Here is a 19,635-nt window from a genome sequence, read left to right on the forward strand (position 1 = left end):
TGTTTTGTTAGATAAATTTAAAATCAAAATAAAACGAAGAAAGGGAAAATATGAACAAGAAACAAAATCTCCTTGCCATAGCCCTATCCGCATCCTTTGTCCTAGCAGGAGCAAATGTAGCTGAGGCTAATGAGCAAGCACAGACTCAAACTGAAAATGTAAGCCTACCAAACGACGGTCAAGGGATTACTGAGACAATTTCTGAGAATAAAGTAACAACCCCTCCTCCAAGTGAAGGAAATACTGATTCTCCTGCAGAAGACGAAATCCAAGATGAAAAAGCCACAGAGGAAACTAGCAAAGACGACCAAGCAGCTAGACCTCAAGTAGAGGCTATAAATACAAATAAAGAGGATACCCCAGCTGAAGCCGACATTCTTAAAACATCAGGAGAAAAGCAAACAGAGGCTCTAAAGGCGGGAGAAATTTCAACTAATGAGCCAAACTATACTGATGAAGAAAAGAACATCAAAGACTATAGTGACAGCGAACGTTATAAGGAAACTGACCTTACACCAGGATCTACAATAGTCGAAAATGTTGTTACCGATAAGGGAGTAGCAAAAGACGGTTTCAAATTTGATACCTTAAACCCATCACCAACTTCCCCAAGCAAGACGGAATATGGTTATGTAATTTCTATCGATAAGAAAACCGGCCAAAGAACCTATACTAAAATTGTTGTAACAGATTCCGGCCTTGTTCCTGTAAAGGCAGGGGATAAGCCAATGATGGGAGAGGGAGAAAAACTTACTCCTGATTCTCCTGATGTTACTTACAAGCCAGATGAAGATGGTGATATATCAGGAAAAAGACAAAAATTATATAACTACGAAGCAAGTGAAGAAACCCTAAAGCATATCAACAGCAAGGACAATGACACCACTGTTATTGGTATGAAGGATAACTACACTAAAGATAATCCGCAAAAAAAGTATTTCGACGAAAGCTTCGCCATAACCTACAAGGTCAACCCATGGCCAAATGAAAATGACAAGCTTCAATTAATGAAGCTAAATGGCGAATACAATGAAAAAGTATTTGTCAAGGGCCAAGACATCAATACCGGTGTTAAGGTAGACAATATTGACGCAAACGCCAAGGATCGACTGGTAGGTCAAGTCTATAACCCGATTACAGGTGCTGTTGTACCGGGAGCAAGGGCCTATATAGCTGATGATGGCAGCATCCATATCCAAATGCCGGAAGGTGCCCTTAAGAAAAATGCAGATGGTAAGTATGTAGTAAATGAAGATTCAATTTTTAACACAAAAGACTACAAAGGCATTCAAAACCTGGATGTTAAATTCTTTGCTAGACCAAGAACTGCTGGAGAATTTAAAACCATAGCTGAAACACCGGGCAAAAATGGTGAAACAGGTACCTATGTAGGGACAGGCGCAGGATCAGAAACCATCAACCACAAAGGAACCGATGTAACCATAGATAAGCAAGGCATCGACCGCTACGACCACTACAACTTAATCGGTAAGCTTAAGCTAAACCTTGATGACACACGCTACTATGATCAAGACTTTAAAGATCAAGAGGGTAATAAACTTGATGAACATACTTCTACAAAGGTGTTTCCCGGTGAAGACTTTAGTGTCGAGATAAAAGAACCGGCAGAAACTGGTGGAACTCAAAAAACTGGTGCAGAGATGGACGGCGCTTATAGTCGTGGAGAAGCATCAGGCAAACTAAAAGGAGAATTTCTTGATATAGCCAACAAACAAATAGCTGATGATTTGGGAGTTGATTATAAGGAATTTATCACAAGCGACGATTACGCAGACAAGCGTTGGACGGTTGTTGGTAAGTCTGACAATATTTCCAAGTTTACAATAAGAGCTCCAAAACAAGCCAAGGCCGGTGATTTCTTAGCCCTACCTGTTGAATACACTTACACAAATGGATCTACAGACACCCACTGGTTCCACTTTGTTGTCCAAGAAACAAACAACAATAGACCGGAATACCTGGCAGAGGTAGGACCACAAGGAAATACCTTAGTCAATAAGCCAATCATTACAAAAAGCGAAGAGGACTTAAAGAAAAACCAACCAGAGTCCTACGAGCTGATTGGTGATACCTTTAAGGATAACAAGGGCAATGTTTGGAAGGTATCTATTGACCAAACAACAGGTACTGTAACAGCAACTCTTCCGGCAAAGCTTCCTGATGGTAAGGAAATCAATGGTGGCGAAAAACTGACTGTTCCTGTTAAAGTAAAATATACTGACCAAACGACAGGGAAAGAAAAAACTGAAGAAATCAAAGCTCAATTTATTGCCACAAAGCAACACAAGACTTTAACCAATGAAACGACAACTTCGCCAATACCTTTTGAAACAGAAGTCGAATATGATGAAAGTCTGCCGGAAGGCTACTTCAAAGAAACACAAGCTGGTCAAAAGGGAGAACTAAAGATAACTTTCGTCCAAGATACCCTAAATGGCAAAAAAGGTATTTTCCAACAAGATGGAACTTTTAAAGAAGGCGAAAGCAAAATTGTAGTTGAAACGGTAAAAGAACCTACAAAAAGAATCATAAAAATTGGTACAAAGCCGGCTTCAACTAAAGTAGAAATCCCATTTGATACAGAATATGAAGTTGATAACAACCTAGAAGCAGGAAAAACCGAACTTGTAAATGATGGTGAAAAAGGCGAAGTGACCATTACCACAACAAGAAATGAAGACGGAACAATTACTGTAAATAAAAATGTTACTAAAGAGGCTAAGAATAAAAAGATCAAAATCGGTACCAAGACTCAAGGTCAAATCGTCGATACAGACAAGATTCCATTTGGATACAAGGTAGAATTCGACCCTGACTTCTACAAAAACTATCCGGATGCAACAGAAAACTACAAGATTGTTACACCCGGTAAAGAAGGAGAAAATACAAAGACTTGGACTATTGTCAATTCAGAAAAAGTTGGCGATCCAAAAATTGATAAAACTGAACCAGTAGACGCTGTAATTAAAGTTGGTCAAAAAGACTACACAGGAACTGTGACAAACACAGTGACTAAAGAAGTGCCATATAAAGTTATAATTAAAGAAAATCCAGAACTTGAAGCAGGCAAATCCAATGTTAAGCAAAAAGGCGTTGCAGGTTCTAAGACCTTTGAATATAGTGGAGAAATCTTTAATGGTGAGTTAAAAGAAGGTACACAATTTACAGAAAAAGAAGTAGCTGACAAATACGTTGCTCCACAAGAAGAAATTATAGAAATAGGTACAAAACCGGCAAATAACGAGAAGACCTATGAACGTGAAGTTGGTGTTGAAGTAGAATATGTTTACGACAATACAAAACCAAAAGGCTATCGTAACATTGAAGCTTTGGTACCGGGCAAGGTTATAACAAAAGTTGTTAATGAATATAATCCTGAAACAGGAAAAATTGAAACTACTGAAAAGATTGAAGTAATTCCAGGAAAGAGAAAGGTAACCTTTGGAACTAAAGACTTTACCGGAGAATATGAAGAAGTAGTTAAGAATATCGATCCTTATGAAACAGAAATAGTTTTTGATAATACTCTTAAAGCTGGAGAAAAAGCAATTGATCAACCTGGAGAAAATGGTGAAACAGTTACTAAAACCAAGAAACATTTAGTGAATGGAGTAGTTGAAAGTAGCGATGATCCGGTTTCTGAACAAACCAAAAAAGTTAAAAACCAAATTATAAGAGTAGGTACTATGACAGATGGTAAACACTCTTATACAGAAAAACTTCCGTATAAGTATGAAATCGAATACGATTCTAACTTAAAGGCTGGAGAATATGTCATTGATGTAGAAGGAAAAGAAGGCTCAAAAACAACTGAATGGACTATAAAAAATTCAGAAGTAGTTGAAGGTTCTGCAAGTGTAACTAATGAAGAAAAGCCCGTTAATGCAAAAATAAGAGTTGGAAAGAAAGACTTTACAGGAAATGTTAGCCACGAAGTGACAGAGGAAATTCCTTATGATGTAAAAATCGTTGAAGATCCAACTATGATAGCCGGCACAAGCGAAGTAGTTACAAAAGGAAAAACCGGATCCAAGACAACAAAATACACTCAAGCAGTTAAAAACGGCGAAGCTGATGGTAAGCTTCAATCTGAAGTAACATCAACAACAGATCCTACTCAACAAGTAATTAAAGTTGGTACAAAACCGGCTGAAAATAATAAAGACTATGACAAAGATGTAAATGTTAAAGTTGAATATGTTTACGACAAAAATTTAGACAAGGGTGTAGTCAAGGTTGGCGAACTAACTAAGGGCAAGGTAGAAATAAAGACTGTCAACAAATACGATCCAAAGACAGGGGAAGTGACAACTACTGAAGAAGAAAAAGTCACAGAAGCTACCCAAAAGATTATTGTAGGTACCAAAGACTTTACAGGAACTTACAAGTATGAAAAAACTTGTCCACTTCCATTTGAAGTAGTCATCAAAGAAGATCCAAATCTTGCTAAAGGTGAAAAAGTAGTTGATCAAAAAGGCCAAGCTGGATCTAAGACAACTTATTATGAACAAGATATTAAGAACGGTCAGCCAAATGGAGATCCAAAGCAACTAAACGAAAAAATAAACTCTCAACCTAAAAACCATATTGTTCGTATAGGTACCAAAGTTGCGGAAAGCTCAACAGTAAAAACCGTAGATAGAGAAATACCTTTTGAAACTAAATATATCTATGACGATACTATGGATGCAGGAAGTGAAAAAGTAGAAAGCGAAGGCAGAGTCGGTAAAGAAAAAGTAACTATTACTACAAAAATTACTGACGGTACTGGAGAAACTTCTGAAGAAACTACAACTATCACTGAAAAAGAGGATAGAAAAGTTAAAATTGGTACAAAACCAGTTGTTAAGACAGAAGCTATTCCATTTGACACATCTTACACTCACAATCCAGATTTAAAGGCCGGAGAAACTAAGAAAATTTCTGACGGAACTCCAGGAACAGTAACTATTATAACCTTCTTCAACAAGGAAACAGGAAAGCTTGAAACAAAGGTTACTAGAACTGAAGCAACTCCTGCTAAGTATGAGTATGGTTCTAAGACTGAAGGAAAAGTAACTGTTGAAACTGATATTCCTTATGAAGTTGAATTTGTTCCTGACGATACTATGGCAGCTGGAGAAACAAAGGTTACTCAAGAAGGAGAGCTTGGTAAGAAGGAAACTACTATTACTATAGAAAATAGCAAGGAAGTGGAAAACTCAAGAACAGAAAAAATAACAAAAAATCCTGTTAAGAAGATTGTTAAAATCGGTACCCTATGCAAGGCTCCAACTCCAAACCCAGGAGATAAGGACAATCCAAGTAAACCAGGTGGAGATAAACCTAATCCAAATAAACCAGGAATACCAGAAGAAACACCAGATGAGCCAAGTACTCCAGAGGAAACTCCAGAAAAACCTGAAAAACCAGGCGATGAAAAACCAAACGAGGATAAGCCAAGCGAGCCAGGTACACCAGGAAAACCAGGTGAGACTCCGGCTGAGCCAGGAAAAACACCAGACAAGGAAACTCCGAAGACACCAGAAGGTCCAATAGAAAATCCTAGTGAGGATGGAAAAGTTAGAGAAGAGAACAAAGAAAATGTCTCTGATGAGATGTCTAAGAAAACAAAAGAACAAGCAGTTTTAGGAAATGCCAAATCAACCAATCCAAAGACCGGTATAGGATCAGTTGCTCCTATATTCACAAGCATGGGCATTTCTATAGCGGGACTTCTTGCAACAAAGAAAAAGAAAAAAGAAGATGAATAAAATCTGATTTAATAGATAAAAGAGAGAGCAAAAATGCTCTCTTTTTTTATCTAAGATTAACTTGATTTTTGTTTTTATATTAAAAATAAAATGATAGCTTATTCCAAATAAAAAAACCAAGCTTTTTACCTAAGATTTTAAAAATCTTAAATACAAAAAACTTGGTTTTATATCAAAATAATATTCTAGAAGTTATTTACCCACAAGGTTTACCAACAAATCAAAAAGTGATTTGATTGCCTTTTCGTGAGTCCTCTCATAGCCATGACTTGCAGCAACTCCACATCCTACTAGGGCGTGTCTGTAGTCGTAGTCGCTTGATACTGCGGCTGAGGCGTCTGATCCGTAGAATGGGTAGATATCGAGTCCGTAGTCTAGGTTAAGGTCCTTGGCTATGGCAACTAGGTCGTTTGTTAAGTCGTAGTTGTATGGGCCAGATGAGTCTTTGGCGCAGATTGATAATTTTAGTTCATCGCAAGTAAGATCATCGTGAACTACTCCCATGTCTACTGCTACCATATCTCTTATGCCTGCTGGATGGCCGGATGCAGCCCCATGGCCTACTTCTTCGTAGATTGTAAACATCATATAAAGTGGACGATTTATCTTTATATTTTTATCCTTGATCTCCTTGGCTAGTGCAAGAAGGACTCCTGCGGATGCCTTATCATCAAGGTGGCGACTTTTGACAAAGCCGTTGTCTATCCTAAATCTTGGGTCAAGGGAAATAAAATCGCCGTTTCCTATGCCAAGCTTTTCGGTTTCTTCTTTTGAATGGGTTATAGCGTCGATTACGACTTCCATGGTTGTATCATCACGTTTGGCTTCTCTTGGGTCAGATGATCCGTGAACAGCCGGGTTATTTAGCCTAACCACACCTGTATATTCTTTGCCATCTCTGGTGTGGATTTTGACATTTTCAAATTCTACAAAATTTAGTGGGAAACCACCGAGTGTGGTAACCCTGAGGGCTCCGTTGGCCTTAATTGACCTTACCATAAGACCCAAGGTATCAATGTGGGCAGATAGTAATAGACCATTATCGCCCTCCATTTCGTTAATTGGGACAATAACATTGCCCTTGTTATTTTGGTATGGTGCATAGCCTAATTTTCTAAATTCATCCATCAAATATTTTTCAGCAAGCTTAGTAAAACCTGTTGGTGATGGGGTATTTACAAGATTTTCTATATATTTAGTAATTGTAGAGATTTCCATTTTTTTCTCCTCCTCTTATAGTATAATATCAATAATCATATTATATGGTAAGTAGAAAATTAATAAAGGAAGATAAAATGAAAAGATATATTTTTAAGGAAAAATTCTTTAAAATCACAGATAAGTATTGGATAAAGGACGAAGATGGAAGAGATTGTTTTTATCTCGACCAAGATTTCACCTTTATGGGCTACAGGGCAGCGGTCTATGGACCTGATAGACAAAGGCTTTTTAGAATCGAAAAGAAAATCCTATCTCTTTTGCCAAAGTTTTTTGTAAACTTTGAAGACGGGTCAGAAATGGTTATAAATCAGAGATTTACCCTGCTTAGAAAGTCTATTGATGTGGACACCGATTTTGGGACAATAAATCTTAAGGGATCCATTTGGGACTATAATTTTCTAATAAGTCTTGATGGGCAAAAGATTGGTGAGGTTAACAGGAAATTTCTTTCACTTACCGACCAATACGCCCTTACAGTTTATGACGAGGACTACACCCTAGCCATGATAGCCCTCGTAATTTGCCTAAATAAAATCCAAGACGACGAGGAAGGCGCCGCAGCTGCGACTGCCTCAGGAGGAGGACAATAAGATGCCACAATTAATTTTCATCCTATCTGCCATATTTGCCTTGGCTGGACTTTATAACATGTACTTGTTCGGGCAAATCAAAGAAAAAGTAAAATTCACTACAACAGACCTGGCAGTTCTAGGTATGATGGTGGTTATGTTTATCATTTACCATTGGGTATTTAGACCTTATCTAATAAACTCTATCTCCATATCCCTTGCCATGATATTTTGGAACTACACAGGGACCATAGCCAGGGGCTTTAGCGATGGATATGTATTTACCAACAAGCTAAACCCCTTCATAAACAAAAAAGTGCCCCTAGATGAAATAAGGTCAGTAACCCTATCAAGGGCCAACAAGAATCTCCTCTTAATGGTCTACCTAAAAACTGCCAACAGCCAAGACAACATGAGCTTCGCCTTCGCTAAGGAAAAAGAACTTGTAAAGATGCTTAAAAACCAGAAGGTGAATGTGATAAATTAGGGGGAATGTTGAAAAAATAGACTTAGTGGGTATATTAATAGTAACCATGATAGTCGTAATAAAAGCATGGTCTTAACCAAAAAAGACGAGCCTACCCGCTCGTCTTTTTTAAAGGCTAATTATCATCATCCAAAATTCTGTCTAGCCATTTGCAAATGTAGTAACCAACTACATTTGCTGTGACAGTGGCAATGATAGTCATAATAAATTGCATGATCTCACCTCCTCCCACCCTGTGGGCCGATGATAACATTATTATTATACTATTTTATTTATAAGTAAGTGGTTTTATCTTTAGATGAAAAATTAGAACGATTAGTATATTGATAGTAATATTATATTCGTAATAAAAGCATGGAACAACCAAAAAAAGACGAGCCTAACCACTCGTCTTTTTAGTGTAAAATATTTAAAATTTATCACCTAGCCATTGTAAGCTTCTTCATCTACAAACAAATACACATTTGGGTGTAAATTTAAAAGTCCACAAGGGAGGTCGGTTGTGATTTTTTCATCGTTTAAAAGTCTTTTTACTGCCTCATGTTTATTTTTGCCGTTGGCTAGGACTATTATTGTTTTTGCGTCGAAAATTTCTGCAAGTCCCATTGATAGGGCGTATTTTGGCACGTCTTCTTCATTTTCGAAAAATCTTGAGTTGGCTTCTATGGTTGATTGGTCTAGTTCAACGATAGATGCGTATTTATTAAGCTTTTCTGCTGGTTCATTGAAAGCTATGTGGCCGTTTACTCCAAGACCCAAGATTTGGATGTCTCTTTGGCCAAATTCTTCTAGTTCTTTTCTGTATTTTTCGGCGTATTTTTCGTCTGCTTCTGGTGCAGATGGTAGGTGGATGTTTTCCTTCTTGATAGCTACGTGATCAAAGAGGTTTTTGTGCATGAAATATGAATAAGATTGGTCGTTTGATGGATCTATGCCTACGTATTCATCCAAATTCACACTTTTTGCATATTTAAAAGAAATTTCCCCATCTTTTTGAGCAGCAATAAGGTTTTTATATAGACCTATTGGGCTTGAACCTGTTGCAAAACCAAACTTTATTTGTGGTTTTTCCATCATGTAATTTATTACAAACTCACTGGCTTTTTTGCTCATATCTTCATAATCTTTGCATACTATTACTTTCATTTATATCTCCTATTAATTTTGCTCTTATATTATTACCCATATATTTTAATTTTACCTTTTTAAGCAAAATAAAAAACCCAGCTTATAGCCAGGTTTTAAAATCCCCAGCTAAGGCTGGGGTTAAGGTACGTAATCTTTTTAGAATCAATGCTCAGTGATATCAAGTTCAAATCGCTCCTCTTCGTCGCAATTTAAGCTTAATATCACATAAGCTTATTCTATCATTTTCTACGAAAGCTAAAGCTTTCTAGAAAATGATGAATAACACAAAAAACATCGGTCATTTATTGCCTTACGGCTTGACCGATGTTTTTTGCTAGCATTATTTTCGTCGCGTTCTTACGTGAAAATTACATAAATTTTTCATCAATCTAACCTTCGTGCTAAGCACTCGGTTATATTGTGAAAATCATATAAATTTCGCTTGCGAAATTTATATTAATAGTTAAATGCTGCTACTTCGAACCATTCTTGTGGGTGGTGGCATGCTGGGCAGATCTTTGGAGCTTTTTTGCCTTCATATAAGAAACCACAGTTTCCACATTTCCAGATTACTGATTCTTCTTTTTCGAATACTGTGCCGTTTTCTACGTTATCGTGTAGTTTTTGATACCTATCTCTATGTGCACCTTCAGCCTTAGCGATGTTTCTGAATGCTCTAGCGATTTCGTCAAAGCCTTCTTCTTCTGCTACGTCTGCAAATGCTGGATACATATCTTCACATTCTTCGTTTTCACCATCGATAGCGCCTTGAAGGTTTGTTAATGTGTCATGCCAAATTACTGGCCAAGCTGTATAACCTTCTGTAAGTTCGATTGTTTCAAGTTTGAATTCTTCTCTTAGGAATTTATAGAATCTTGCTGCGTGCTCTCTTTCGTTTCTAGCTGTTTCTCTGAAAATTTCAGCGATTTGTCTATAACCTTCTTTTTCTGCAGTTTTTGCAGCATATGTATATCTCATGTTTGCTTGTGATTCACCAACAAAAGATGTGATTAAGTTTTGTGCTGTTTTTGTTCCCTTTAGTTCTGCCATAATAATCTCCTTTATAATATTATTTCATTTCCTGATATTCATACTATATTGTTAATTATTCGTTTTGTCAAGAATGATTCTAATCTTTTAATGAATCTAAACTTGATATGTATAATCATTATCATTATATCTTTGCAACCGTTTTAAATATTTGATTTTAGCTGTTTCTTAAAACCTAATTCTTCTAAATATTTTATGGATTTTGAGTGTTTGCCTATTAGTCTAGAGAAGTGATAATAATTATCAATTTGTATAATATCCAAAATTATTGATTATTTTAAAATATCAACTTGAATGGTTTTTCTCTATCGTGGCAAATTGAGGTATAATTAGGAGTAACAAAAGGAGGCTATATGAAATTAGATTTTAGCAATGTTAATTTAGATAATATAGGAAAATACGAAGAAAGGGCCCTTGCCGCTTTTGACACTCTTATGAACAAAGACGGCGAAGGAAACGACTTTCTAGGCTGGATTGATAGGCCAGTTGACTACGACAAAGACGAGTTTGAAAGAATTAAGAAAGCTGCAGCAAGGATTCGTGAAAATTCTGACGTCCTTGTTTCAATTGGTATAGGTGGATCTTACCTTGGTATCAAGGCTGTAGATGTGGCTTGTGATTCTTATTTCAATTCAAAAAGAAAAACAGAAATCATCTATGCAGGCAACCAAATTTCTGGAGAATACCTTGCAGACCTCTTAGACTACCTAAAAGATAAGGATTATTCCCTAAATGTAATCTCAAAATCAGGTACAACAACAGAGCCTGCCATCGCTTTTAGGATCCTTAGAGAAGCCATAGAAGAAAAATATGGTAAAGAAGAAGCAAAAGGAAGGATTTTTGCCACAACAGATAAGGCCAAGGGAGCTTTGAAGCAACTTGCTGATACAGAAGGTTTTGAAAGCTTTGTAGTGCCAGATGACATCGGCGGCAGATTTTCTGTAATATCTGCAGTAGGTCTTTTACCACTTGCAGTAGCAGGCGTTGATATAGACGAATTTATGGCAGGTTTTGCTGATGGTAGAGAAAAATATACAAATAAATCTATGGAAAATGACGCCATCAAATATGCCGCAGTAAGAAATATGCTACATGAAAATGGAAAAGATATTGAAATCTTACTAAACTACGAACCAAAACTCGCCTATGTGGCAGAATGGTGGAAGCAACTTTACGGAGAAAGCGAAGGCAAGGACGGCAAGGGAATCTTCCCAGCAAGCGTGTCAAACACAACAGACCTTCACTCTATGGGCCAAATGATCCAAGATGGAAAGAGAAATATCTTTGAAACAGTAATCGAAGTTGAAAATCCAAACAGAGACATCACCATCAAAGAAGACGCCGAAAACCTTGACGGTCTAAACTTCCTAGCAGGCAAAAATATGTCCTACGTCAACAAACAAGCTATGGAAGGCACAACAATGGCCCACGTAGGAGGCGGAGTTCCAAACATCAGAATAAAACTAGAAAAAATCAACGAAAGAAAACTAGCAGAACTCTTCTATTTCTTTGAAATAGCAGTAGGAGTATCAGGCTACATGCTAGGGGTAAACCCATTCAACCAACCAGGAGTAGAAGCCTACAAGACAGCAATGTTTAAACTACTAGGAAAACCTGGATATTAATGGTAGCAAAAAAATCGTAAGCGATTTTTTTGCGGTTCTCACAATATATCGAACACGAAGTGTGAAGATAGATTGATGAGAAACCTTATGCAGGGAACAAAAATTTATGCGACGAAAAGGAGCATCTATTTTTGTGAGTCGCTAGATAGAAATTTTCATCAATACAAAAAGACCTCAAGTGAGGTCTTTTTAATTTATCTTCTTTTCAACAGCTTTTATAAAGGTCTCTTGAATTTACGATCAGACCTAGTTTATAGTTGGCCTGGGAAAACTCTTCGAATCTTTTTGTCCCTAAGCCATACGATCCCTCGTCAGTCGCTTCGCTCTTTCTGTCGGGATGGCGCTATGAGCTTGGGACAATCTTAGTAAAAGTAATTATTTTATAAACAAATATCCACAGCTAGGCTATTTTCTTATTTATTAATCCTAATCACTTTAAAATTAGAATTCTTCATAAATATCTCATCATGGCTTATAACTATGACTAGTTTTCCCTTCCTATTAAGGTCACAAATTTGGTCCAAGACCTTGGCCTTAACTTCCATATCTAAGAAGTTTGTTGGCTCATCAAATATATATAAGGACTTGTCGGTTTTTATGGCGTGTTTTAATTGGGAGAGTTTCCTCTGGCCTGAAGATCCCTTTATCTTATCTTTCAGGGCACCGTATTCGCTTATGGTTGGGTTGGCTGGAACATAAACCAAATCATCAAATAAAAGACCCGAATTTTTATCAAGGACCTTGCCGTTGATTGAAATCTCTCCGTCATACCTTGTTGTAAGATTCATAATTGCTTCAATGAGGGTAGTTTTCCCTATCCCGTTATCCCCTACTATGAGGTTAATTTTGCCTTTTTCAATAGTTTGGCTAAAGGCTTGGTGAAGCTTTTCTCCTCTGCTTCCTAAGCTAGTGTAATCTCTTATTTCCAAGGATTTTATTTTTGACTTATCAAAGGTCACAGGGGTCATATTTATAAATTCATAATAAGAATCCATGGCAGGCTTGCCAGATACGTATTCTCTCCTGGTGTTAAAAGTATCAAGCATAGGATCCCAAAGGGAGCTAATGTAGATTGAAACAGCCGCATAAGAACCTGGGGTCATCTTGCATTTTATAATAAGGATAATCGAAATAATTGTTGTAAGGGTGATGGCCATATTTAGGGTTCCATAAACGAAAATATTATAACTCACGCTTTCATAACGGACTTTTTTAATGAGATTAGTAAAAAATCCTTTAAAAGAGTCTTTAATTGGTGGAAGCTGTTTATCTTCTAAAAACATCTCTTCCTTGCTTAGGTTGTTGGAATCTAAGAGATAACCCTTCATATTTTTCATATCGTCCAAATGGTTTGAGGAATAATCTGAAATCTTCTCCTCGCTCTTATATGAAACCACAGCTGCTATTGGCGCAATAATTAAAAATGAAATCAAAAGAAATTTCAAAGTAGAAAAACCATACATTCAAATAACAACAGACACAACAGAATTTAAGTATTTAGAAAAAGATAAAACAGGAACATACCAAATAAAGAAACTCTATCTAAACCCATACCTAGATATGTACAACAGTGAAATACTAAGCTATGAAATATCAAAACAACCAACAATAGAACCAATCCTGAAAGCCTTAGATAAAGCAATAAAGGTAACTAATAAAAGTAAAGAAAAAAGGATATTCCACTCAGACCAAGGCTGGGCATACCAGGTGAAACAATACACATCAAAACTAGAAGCTAACGGTATCACCCAATCTATGTCAAGAAAAGGCAACTGCCTAGACAACTCACCAATGGAAAACTTCTTTGGAATATTAAAACAAGAAGTATATTACGGAAGAAAATTCTACTCATACGAGCACTTAAAACAAACAATAGAAGATTTCATAAAATATTACAACGAAGAAAGGATAAAAGAAAAATTAGGATACTTATCACCAGTAGAATATAGAAAGAAAAATGCAGCATAAAAATTTCCTACCCCTAGGGGTAGGAAAGTAAAAAGAAATACCAGAGCTAGTTTAGTTCTAACTCTGGTATTAGGTCCAACTTTGTGGGGTCACCTTATTTTGCGAGATCTCTTTGTTTTATTTTTCTGATTAAAATCACAATTAAAATGGCGAGAACTATTGTGGTTACTATACTGCCCTCTACTCCAAAGCCACCTCCTGAGATTAGGTCGGGGCCATATAACTTTGTGGTAAAGTAAGTGACTCCTAGTGACTTGTTGCCGGAAACTGTGATGCCGTAGATGTTGGCCATAGTCATATTCCAGAAGGAATGGGCAGCTCCTACTATATAGATTGAATCACTTAGGTAAAATATTTGCGAAAATATTAGGCCTAGTAAAAATATATTTGCAAAGGCCATTGGACTAAAGCCTGCATTTCCTAAGTGGAAGATGGCAAAAATTAGGGAGTTGGCTACCATCGCCAGGCTGATTTTGCCCTTTACTGCCATTTGGTTCATTAAAATTGCTCTTAGTAAAAATTCCTCCTCAAATCCTTGGATTAGCCAAGCTGGGATGAAGAGCAAAAAGAGTTTTGTGTCAAAGCCCGATGGATTTTTGCTGATTTCTGCAAGGCCTGTCAGCTTTAGGATTAGGACAATTAAAGTTAAAAGTCCAAAGCCTAGCAAAATCCCCTTGCCATAATTTGAAATTTTTTTATCATCAACAAGGCCCAAAGAAAGATTTGATCTCTTTAGGATTTTCTTTGCAAAGATGTAGGCTAAAATTAGGGTTAGGGCTGTGGAATAAATTATCAAAAGGAAAAATAGGTCCTTTTGATAAAGAAAAGTGAAAAAATCATCCAAGGCCTCGATTTTTCGGCCAAGGCCCATTATTTGCCCGAGTCCATATTGGGGAATTATTACCAGAAGTGAAAGGATGACGGTAATAATGACCGGATTTAGGTCTCGGGTGGTCTTCGCTGTCTCTTTTATCGACTTATTTCTTATCATTTGACTAAATCCAAGGCACCGCCGATTATGGCGTTGATAAAGTCTCTTGACTCAAAAATTTCATAGCCAAAGAGCTTTTTCTTTAGGAAAATTTTCGCATCCATACTCTTAACTTCGGCATCGTCCTTGGAAAGCTCCTTCATATAGGCCTCGTGTTGGTTTTCCGCTTCGAGATGGGCGACCTTGTCAAAACAAGCGACATAATTTACATTTGAAATCTTTAGGGTGACTTCCACGCCACCATCTATATCAAGCTTGTTTAAGACCTTAATATCAAGGTTTTTGAAATTATTTCTGACAAATTCGTCCTGTTTTTCAAGATCATCCGAATATGACTTTTTAAGGACGTCAAAAATCACATCCAGCCTATCCATGTTTTCTTCCATGAAGGCTGTATCATCGGTTTTAATCGCTTTTTCAATCCTATCCACAGTCCTATTTACACTGTGAGATAGGCTTCTTGCCCCAAAAAATACCGCGGCAACAAGGAGGATAAAGATTAAAATATAAGGACCAAAGGTCTTTCTCTTGCGCCTTTTTTCCCTAGCACGCCTTTTCCTCTCACGGGTTTTTGGATTTTTATATTCTTTTTCTTCACTTCTTTTTTGTCTAGCCATAATTATATCCTTTTAAATTATTATACCATTTCTCTAATTTTATGATATGATAAATATATGAAGTATGTAAAAAATAATTTTGCCAACGGCCTTGCACTCTTGGCCCTAATCTGCCTAATCTTTAAGGCTTTTATAGGACAAGGTCTATCAATTAATGAAAATTTAATAGAAAGGACACTCACATCCTACATCATAGCCTACCTAGCCTTTAAAATTTCCTATATGGAAACAAAAAAGGTCGGCCTAATCTTTGTTCCCCTCATATTTCACAGCCTAGTCATGGCTCTTGTTATAAGGGGCGGGTCTTCGCAGAAAATTCCTAGCGATATGGTCCAAATAATAACCACGCTTTATAAATTATTGGTCATGGTCGGAGTCTTTTTTGCCATTGAACTTTTCTTTAATAGACTCTTGGGAAGCCTTGCAACATCAATCTTAGGTGGGATTTCGCTTGTAATTTTCTTATGCCTTTCCTTTAGCAAAAAGATTGCCTTCCTAGAATCTTTTGAGGATTTTTTCCTCTATTTTTCCTTCTATGTAATGGCAATTAGGGTGAGATCTGCAGCAAGCTTAAACCCTGTCCTCCTAGTCCTTAGCCTAATCTTGGTGGCAGGTGAAATATATATCAAGGAAAAATATATAAAAATCGACTATGGATTTTTGCTAAGTATCTTCCCTTTATCCTACCTGGCCCTTAAAACTGTAAGTCGCGAGTCGGCCTTTGACCTTATTGACCACTTGATTTTTGCCCTAATCTATATCTACCCGGCCCTTTTTGTAATTATCAAAGCGAGCCTTGATATAGAAATGTTAGCCATTTCAATAATTGCAATACTCGCTTCTTATATAATCGGCCAAGGCATTTTCAAAATCAAAAACAAATATCTTTCCTATTTGCTTTTAGGAATCAACTAGAAACGCAGACTCTTAGCCTGCGTTTTTTAAATTATTTCCTTAAGAAACATTGCTATAGCAACAACAGCTATAGTTTTAATAATAGATAGGGTTTTATCCATTCCGTATTTTTTCACTAGGAATTTTGACAAAAATTCCATAATAATTGTAACTATCAAAGTAATAATAAAAATTTTTAGGTATCTCATTTTCTCCTCCTTATTTAATTTCCCAAGCTACGGTCACTTCACTTCTTAGCCTTGACCATGGGATATTTTCTTGGGTAGTTTTTTTCATATTCATAGGGTCATTTATCAGAAAAGACCCATTTTTATAGGAATCCACGACCATGTAGTGGCCAGCATTTATAAAAGTTCCAGGACCTACTCTAATAACTATAGGATTGTCCTTAAGGGCCTGGATGAAGGCTTCTTTGTGGATTGGAATGTCGTAAGATTTTAGGTCGTAAGCCTCAACGCCTTCTATAAAATATTGCCAGTCAGTCCCATCCCGAGATGAGTAGTCTCTGGCAACAGCCATGGTGTTTGTTGGATAGATGTCATTTGTATTTAACTTACGGTTTAAGACCATGGCCATGACTGTTGGTCCACAACCCAGATTTGCCATAGTTCCTAACGAATAGGGCTTATCTGCCCAACGCTTGTCGGTTTGGCTAAAATACGGGGTTTTTCTCATGAGATTTTGAGAAAATCCAGGCTTAAATTTCCCACCTGTCCCCCTTGATAGGTAGGCGTGGTTGACTTTGTACTTATAAATCGCTTCGCCCTTTTCATTTATCCAATACATTTTGTGGTCAAAAACCTTGTTGACATTGCGGAGTAAGTTGAGACTCCTTTCGTGAAAAGCGTATTTCTTACCATCTATTGTGACAAGGCCTTCAGCAGGCTTGCCATCTTCAAAATAATACTTGTCGCCAAGCCAGCCTTTAGGATATGGTCCGTCAGTCTTAGTCGCTTCACCGTAATTATTAAAATAGAAGTTCATTCCATCAAAAACCCTATTTTGTTTCCTGAAAATTGACCCATCTTCATCAAAGCCGTAAGTAATGTTGTCAATGGTCTTAAGTCCCTTAGCATAGCCCTTTTCTGGATCGTAATATCCTAGCTTGCCTTTGTAATAGTCCCATCCGATGTAGTGGGCTTCCCCATCGGCATCTACAAAGACATTTTCATTTTCAATCTTTTTATTTTTGACCATCTGGCCGGTTTCTTTGTCAAAATACCTGCGGGCCTCGCCTGTATCTATTAATCCCTTGGCCAGACTCCCATCTTCCTTGTAATGATAGGAGTCAGTTAAAATAACTCCATTTGGGCTTTCACTTTCATTTTTAATCGGTTTTTTATCTTCAAGTTTTTTTGCATTTTTATTTTTATGATTAAGGTCTGGATATTTTTCAAAAATAATGTCGAGACTTGTTGTGTCGTAGTAAACTACCTCTTCTGCAGCAAGGGCAGAATTGATACCTAAGACAGCAGAAACTACCAGACTTAATATGAATAAATTCTTTTTCATCTAAGCTCCTAGGCTTTTCTTTTAATTATATCAAAGATTGGCTATTTTTGGCAAAAGAAAATCCCGACAAAGTCGGGATCAACAGAATATTTATAGGGAAAGTATTTTCTTATTTATTTGAAGACTCTTTTGCTTTTTCAATATTTGCCTTTAATTTGGCTATTTGGTCTTCACTTGTGATTGCTCCTACCACATCTTCGCCGACGATGTTGCCGTTTTTGTCAACTACGATTGTTGTTGGATAAGCAAATACGTGGTCTAGGTATTTTTTGATTTCGCCTTCGTTTTTAACGCCTAGAGCTTGGTAGGTTGGTTTGTTTTCATCAATTATTCTCTTGAAGGCATCCATGGTTGACTGGTCATACTCAGCATCTGTGCAAAGGGTAAGGAAGTTTACCTTTTCGTCCTTCTTAAGATCATCTGCAACCTTGTTGAGCTCTGGCATCTCTTGGATGCAAGCAGAACAACCTGTAAACCATAGGTTTATAACTGTTGCGTCATAGTTTTTGAAATCTTCGTTAGTAAATTTCTTGCCATCTTGGTCTTTTGCTTCAAAAGTTCCTAAAGTTGTTGGTTTTTCGCCTTCTACTTGAGGTTCTTCAATTGGGGTTGTTGTATCATTTGTAATTTTAGCGCCTTCTGGAAGGTCTTTCTTGCTGATAGCTTCTTGTTTTACTTCTTCTGGTTTAGCTTCTTCTTTTTTTCCACATGCCACTAAAGAGCCTGCTAGCATTAATGCTAAGATAATTTTGCTTTTATTTTTCATTTTTTTCTCCTTTTTTTCTTATGAATTCACTGGTGATGGCCTTGGTTGGACAAGCCTCCACACAATCTCCGCACCTAATACATTCTAAATGTGCGGTATTTTTTCTAATATCAACATCCATCTTACATACCCTTGCACACTTGCCGCAGTTGATGCACTTGTCTTCGCTCAATTTTAATTGATAGAGGGAAAATTTATTAAAGAGCGAATAAAATGCACCTAGCGGGCAAATCCACTTGCAAAATGGTCTGAAAAATCCAATGGAAAGGATGATTGTTATAACCAAAATTACAAATTTAAACCTGAAGAGAGGACCAAGAGCCGCTCTTAGTGAAAGATTTCTCGCCGCAAGAGGTAGGGCTGCTTCCATAATGCCCTGAGGGCAAATGTACTTGCAAAAGAATGGAGGCACAACTTCGTACTGGCCTTTTAAGGCAAAGCCCACTCCAACAAGGAGGCCAGTTAAAATTATGTATTTTATACTCCTTAGGGCCTTTAACTTTTTGGTTGAAAATTTCTTTGTTGGGATTTTATGGAGTAAGTCCTGGAAAAACCCAAAGGGACATAAAAATCCACAGATGAGTCTACCAAAGATGACCCCAAAAAACATTATAAGGCCGATTACATAATAGGAAAACTTATATTTTTTTGACCCTATGACAGCTTGGAGACTTCCAATCGGGCAAGAACCAGCCGCTCCCGGACAGGAATAGCAATTTAATCCAGGTAGGCAGGCTTTTTTGCCAGGTCCCTGGTAGATTTTGCCTTTTAAGAAATTATCCAAGTGGAAGTTGTGAGCCAGGGTGGATAAGGCTTGGACAATGAGTTTTTTGTAATTTTTTACCTTATCCAATTCCTATACACTCCAAACACAGATTGATTGCCTTCATAAAAACCGTATCCACTTCTTTTCTATAGACCCCAAAGCCAATGAAGGCAAGGCTTAGGGCAAGAAGTCCAATTGTAATTTTTCTTTCTTTCATCTTAACCACCTTTTTCATATTTTATATTC

17 protein-coding genes are annotated in these 19,635 nt (G+C 37.1%); 6 read left to right on the plus strand and 11 right to left on the minus strand.

Annotated features, from left to right (window positions below):
• The first annotated feature begins 50 nt into the window (after positions 1 to 50).
• Positions 51 to 5,774 carry a G5 domain-containing protein gene (locus tag K8P03_RS03145; protein WP_223418235.1) on the plus strand — a complete coding sequence of 1,908 codons (5,724 nt, stop codon included), beginning with the start codon at positions 51 to 53 and terminating at the stop codon, positions 5,772 to 5,774.
• A 192-nt stretch (positions 5,775 to 5,966) separates the two neighbouring features.
• On the opposite strand, the gene K8P03_RS03150 is transcribed toward K8P03_RS03145, so the two are convergent.
• Positions 5,967 to 6,992 (minus strand): M42 family metallopeptidase, encoded by a 1,026-nt coding sequence (locus K8P03_RS03150; RefSeq protein ID WP_223418236.1) that lies wholly within the window; start codon positions 6,990 to 6,992, stop codon positions 5,967 to 5,969.
• Positions 6,993 to 7,036: 44 nt separating this feature from the next.
• On the opposite strand from K8P03_RS03150, the gene K8P03_RS03155 reads away from it, so the two are divergent.
• Together K8P03_RS03155 and K8P03_RS03160 are read left to right on the plus strand one after the other, a co-directional pair.
• Entirely contained in the window at positions 7,037 to 7,585 is a 549-nt protein-coding gene (locus K8P03_RS03155) for an LURP-one-related/scramblase family protein (RefSeq protein WP_396020899.1), read from the plus strand.
• Between the two features lies 1 nt (position 7,586).
• The gene (locus tag K8P03_RS03160; protein WP_223418238.1) at positions 7,587 to 8,051 is read left to right on the plus strand and encodes a hypothetical protein; all 465 of its coding nucleotides are present in this window, start codon (positions 7,587 to 7,589) and stop codon (positions 8,049 to 8,051) included.
• A 423-nt stretch (positions 8,052 to 8,474) separates the two neighbouring features.
• Here the strand turns inward: K8P03_RS03160 and nagB are convergent, their stop codons facing one another.
• Both nagB and rbr read right to left on the minus strand, forming a co-directional pair.
• Positions 8,475 to 9,197 carry a glucosamine-6-phosphate deaminase gene (gene nagB, locus K8P03_RS03165; protein WP_223418240.1) on the minus strand — a complete coding sequence of 241 codons (723 nt, stop codon included), beginning with the start codon at positions 9,195 to 9,197 and terminating at the stop codon, positions 8,475 to 8,477.
• 438 nt (positions 9,198 to 9,635) lie between these two features.
• The gene (rbr, locus tag K8P03_RS03170; protein ID WP_223418241.1) at positions 9,636 to 10,229 is read right to left on the minus strand and encodes a rubrerythrin; all 594 of its coding nucleotides are present in this window, start codon (positions 10,227 to 10,229) and stop codon (positions 9,636 to 9,638) included.
• A 353-nt stretch (positions 10,230 to 10,582) separates the two neighbouring features.
• Here rbr and K8P03_RS03175 point away from each other — a divergent pair, with 353 nt between their 5' ends.
• Positions 10,583 to 11,854 (plus strand): glucose-6-phosphate isomerase, encoded by a 1,272-nt coding sequence (locus K8P03_RS03175; protein ID WP_223418242.1) that lies wholly within the window; start codon positions 10,583 to 10,585, stop codon positions 11,852 to 11,854.
• Positions 11,855 to 12,267: 413 nt separating this feature from the next.
• On the opposite strand, the gene K8P03_RS03180 is transcribed toward K8P03_RS03175, so the two are convergent.
• Positions 12,268 to 13,287: an ATP-binding cassette domain-containing protein gene (locus K8P03_RS03180; protein ID WP_223418243.1), complete on the minus strand. Its 1,020-nt coding sequence runs from the start codon at positions 13,285 to 13,287 to the stop codon at positions 12,268 to 12,270.
• 28 nt (positions 13,288 to 13,315) lie between these two features.
• Between K8P03_RS03180 and K8P03_RS03185 the strand changes: the two genes are divergently transcribed.
• Positions 13,316 to 13,822: an IS3 family transposase gene (locus tag K8P03_RS03185; RefSeq protein WP_317847412.1), complete on the plus strand. Its 507-nt coding sequence runs from the start codon at positions 13,316 to 13,318 to the stop codon at positions 13,820 to 13,822.
• 94 nt (positions 13,823 to 13,916) lie between these two features.
• On the opposite strand, the gene K8P03_RS03190 is transcribed toward K8P03_RS03185, so the two are convergent.
• Positions 13,917 to 14,813: a CPBP family intramembrane glutamic endopeptidase gene (locus K8P03_RS03190; protein ID WP_223418244.1), complete on the minus strand. Its 897-nt coding sequence runs from the start codon at positions 14,811 to 14,813 to the stop codon at positions 13,917 to 13,919.
• Positions 14,810 to 15,430 (minus strand): hypothetical protein, encoded by a 621-nt coding sequence (locus tag K8P03_RS03195; protein WP_223418246.1) that lies wholly within the window; start codon positions 15,428 to 15,430, stop codon positions 14,810 to 14,812. Before K8P03_RS03195 ends, K8P03_RS03190 begins: the two co-directional genes overlap by 4 nt.
• Before the next feature lie 57 nt (positions 15,431 to 15,487).
• On the opposite strand from K8P03_RS03195, the gene K8P03_RS03200 reads away from it, so the two are divergent.
• Positions 15,488 to 16,345: a hypothetical protein gene (locus K8P03_RS03200; RefSeq protein WP_223418247.1), complete on the plus strand. Its 858-nt coding sequence runs from the start codon at positions 15,488 to 15,490 to the stop codon at positions 16,343 to 16,345.
• 26 nt (positions 16,346 to 16,371) lie between these two features.
• Here K8P03_RS03200 and K8P03_RS03205 read toward each other — a convergent pair whose 3' ends face one another.
• The 5 genes from K8P03_RS03205 to K8P03_RS03225 form a co-directional block, all read right to left on the minus strand.
• Positions 16,372 to 16,533, minus strand: a complete 162-nt coding sequence (locus tag K8P03_RS03205; protein ID WP_209772623.1) for a hypothetical protein — start codon at positions 16,531 to 16,533, stop codon at positions 16,372 to 16,374.
• Between the two features lie 10 nt (positions 16,534 to 16,543).
• Entirely contained in the window at positions 16,544 to 17,857 is a 1,314-nt protein-coding gene (locus K8P03_RS03210; protein ID WP_223418248.1) for a C39 family peptidase, read from the minus strand.
• Between the two features lie 109 nt (positions 17,858 to 17,966).
• Positions 17,967 to 18,623, minus strand: coding sequence for a TlpA family protein disulfide reductase (locus K8P03_RS03215; RefSeq protein WP_223418249.1), 657 nt, complete (start codon positions 18,621 to 18,623; stop codon positions 17,967 to 17,969).
• Positions 18,613 to 19,476 (minus strand): 4Fe-4S binding protein, encoded by an 864-nt coding sequence (locus tag K8P03_RS03220; protein ID WP_223418250.1) that lies wholly within the window; start codon positions 19,474 to 19,476, stop codon positions 18,613 to 18,615. Before K8P03_RS03220 ends, K8P03_RS03215 begins: the two co-directional genes overlap by 11 nt.
• Complete coding sequence (locus K8P03_RS03225; RefSeq protein ID WP_223418252.1) at positions 19,469 to 19,606, minus strand: CD1871A family CXXC motif-containing protein; 138 nt, start codon at positions 19,604 to 19,606, stop codon at positions 19,469 to 19,471. Before K8P03_RS03225 ends, K8P03_RS03220 begins: the two co-directional genes overlap by 8 nt.
• Positions 19,607 to 19,635 lie beyond the last annotated feature (29 nt).

The sequence above is a fragment of the Anaerococcus murdochii genome, assembly GCF_019957155.1.
GTDB lineage: Bacteria > Bacillota > Clostridia > Tissierellales > Peptoniphilaceae > Anaerococcus > Anaerococcus murdochii.

What these genes read in the sequence shown, in the direction of transcription:
- K8P03_RS03145 (WP_223418235.1), top strand. Translation starts at nt 51, where the DNA reads ATGAACAAGAAACAAAATCTCCTTGCCATAGCCCTATCCGCATCCTTT.
- K8P03_RS03150 (WP_223418236.1), bottom strand. Translation starts at nt 6,992, where the DNA reads ATGGAAATCTCTACAATTACTAAATATATAGAAAATCTTGTAAATACC.
- K8P03_RS03155 (WP_396020899.1), top strand. Translation starts at nt 7,037, where the DNA reads ATGGTAAGTAGAAAATTAATAAAGGAAGATAAAATGAAAAGATATATT.
- K8P03_RS03160 (WP_223418238.1), top strand. Translation starts at nt 7,587, where the DNA reads ATGCCACAATTAATTTTCATCCTATCTGCCATATTTGCCTTGGCTGGA.
- nagB (WP_223418240.1), bottom strand. Translation starts at nt 9,197, where the DNA reads ATGAAAGTAATAGTATGCAAAGATTATGAAGATATGAGCAAAAAAGCC.
- rbr (WP_223418241.1), bottom strand. Translation starts at nt 10,229, where the DNA reads ATGGCAGAACTAAAGGGAACAAAAACAGCACAAAACTTAATCACATCT.
- K8P03_RS03175 (WP_223418242.1), top strand. Translation starts at nt 10,583, where the DNA reads ATGAAATTAGATTTTAGCAATGTTAATTTAGATAATATAGGAAAATAC.
- K8P03_RS03190 (WP_223418244.1), bottom strand. Translation starts at nt 14,813, where the DNA reads ATGATAAGAAATAAGTCGATAAAAGAGACAGCGAAGACCACCCGAGAC.
- K8P03_RS03195 (WP_223418246.1), bottom strand. Translation starts at nt 15,430, where the DNA reads ATGGCTAGACAAAAAAGAAGTGAAGAAAAAGAATATAAAAATCCAAAA.
- K8P03_RS03200 (WP_223418247.1), top strand. Translation starts at nt 15,488, where the DNA reads ATGAAGTATGTAAAAAATAATTTTGCCAACGGCCTTGCACTCTTGGCC.
- K8P03_RS03205 (WP_209772623.1), bottom strand. Translation starts at nt 16,533, where the DNA reads ATGAGATACCTAAAAATTTTTATTATTACTTTGATAGTTACAATTATT.
- K8P03_RS03210 (WP_223418248.1), bottom strand. Translation starts at nt 17,857, where the DNA reads ATGAAAAAGAATTTATTCATATTAAGTCTGGTAGTTTCTGCTGTCTTA.
- K8P03_RS03215 (WP_223418249.1), bottom strand. Translation starts at nt 18,623, where the DNA reads ATGAAAAATAAAAGCAAAATTATCTTAGCATTAATGCTAGCAGGCTCT.
- K8P03_RS03225 (WP_223418252.1), bottom strand. Translation starts at nt 19,606, where the DNA reads ATGAAAGAAAGAAAAATTACAATTGGACTTCTTGCCCTAAGCCTTGCC.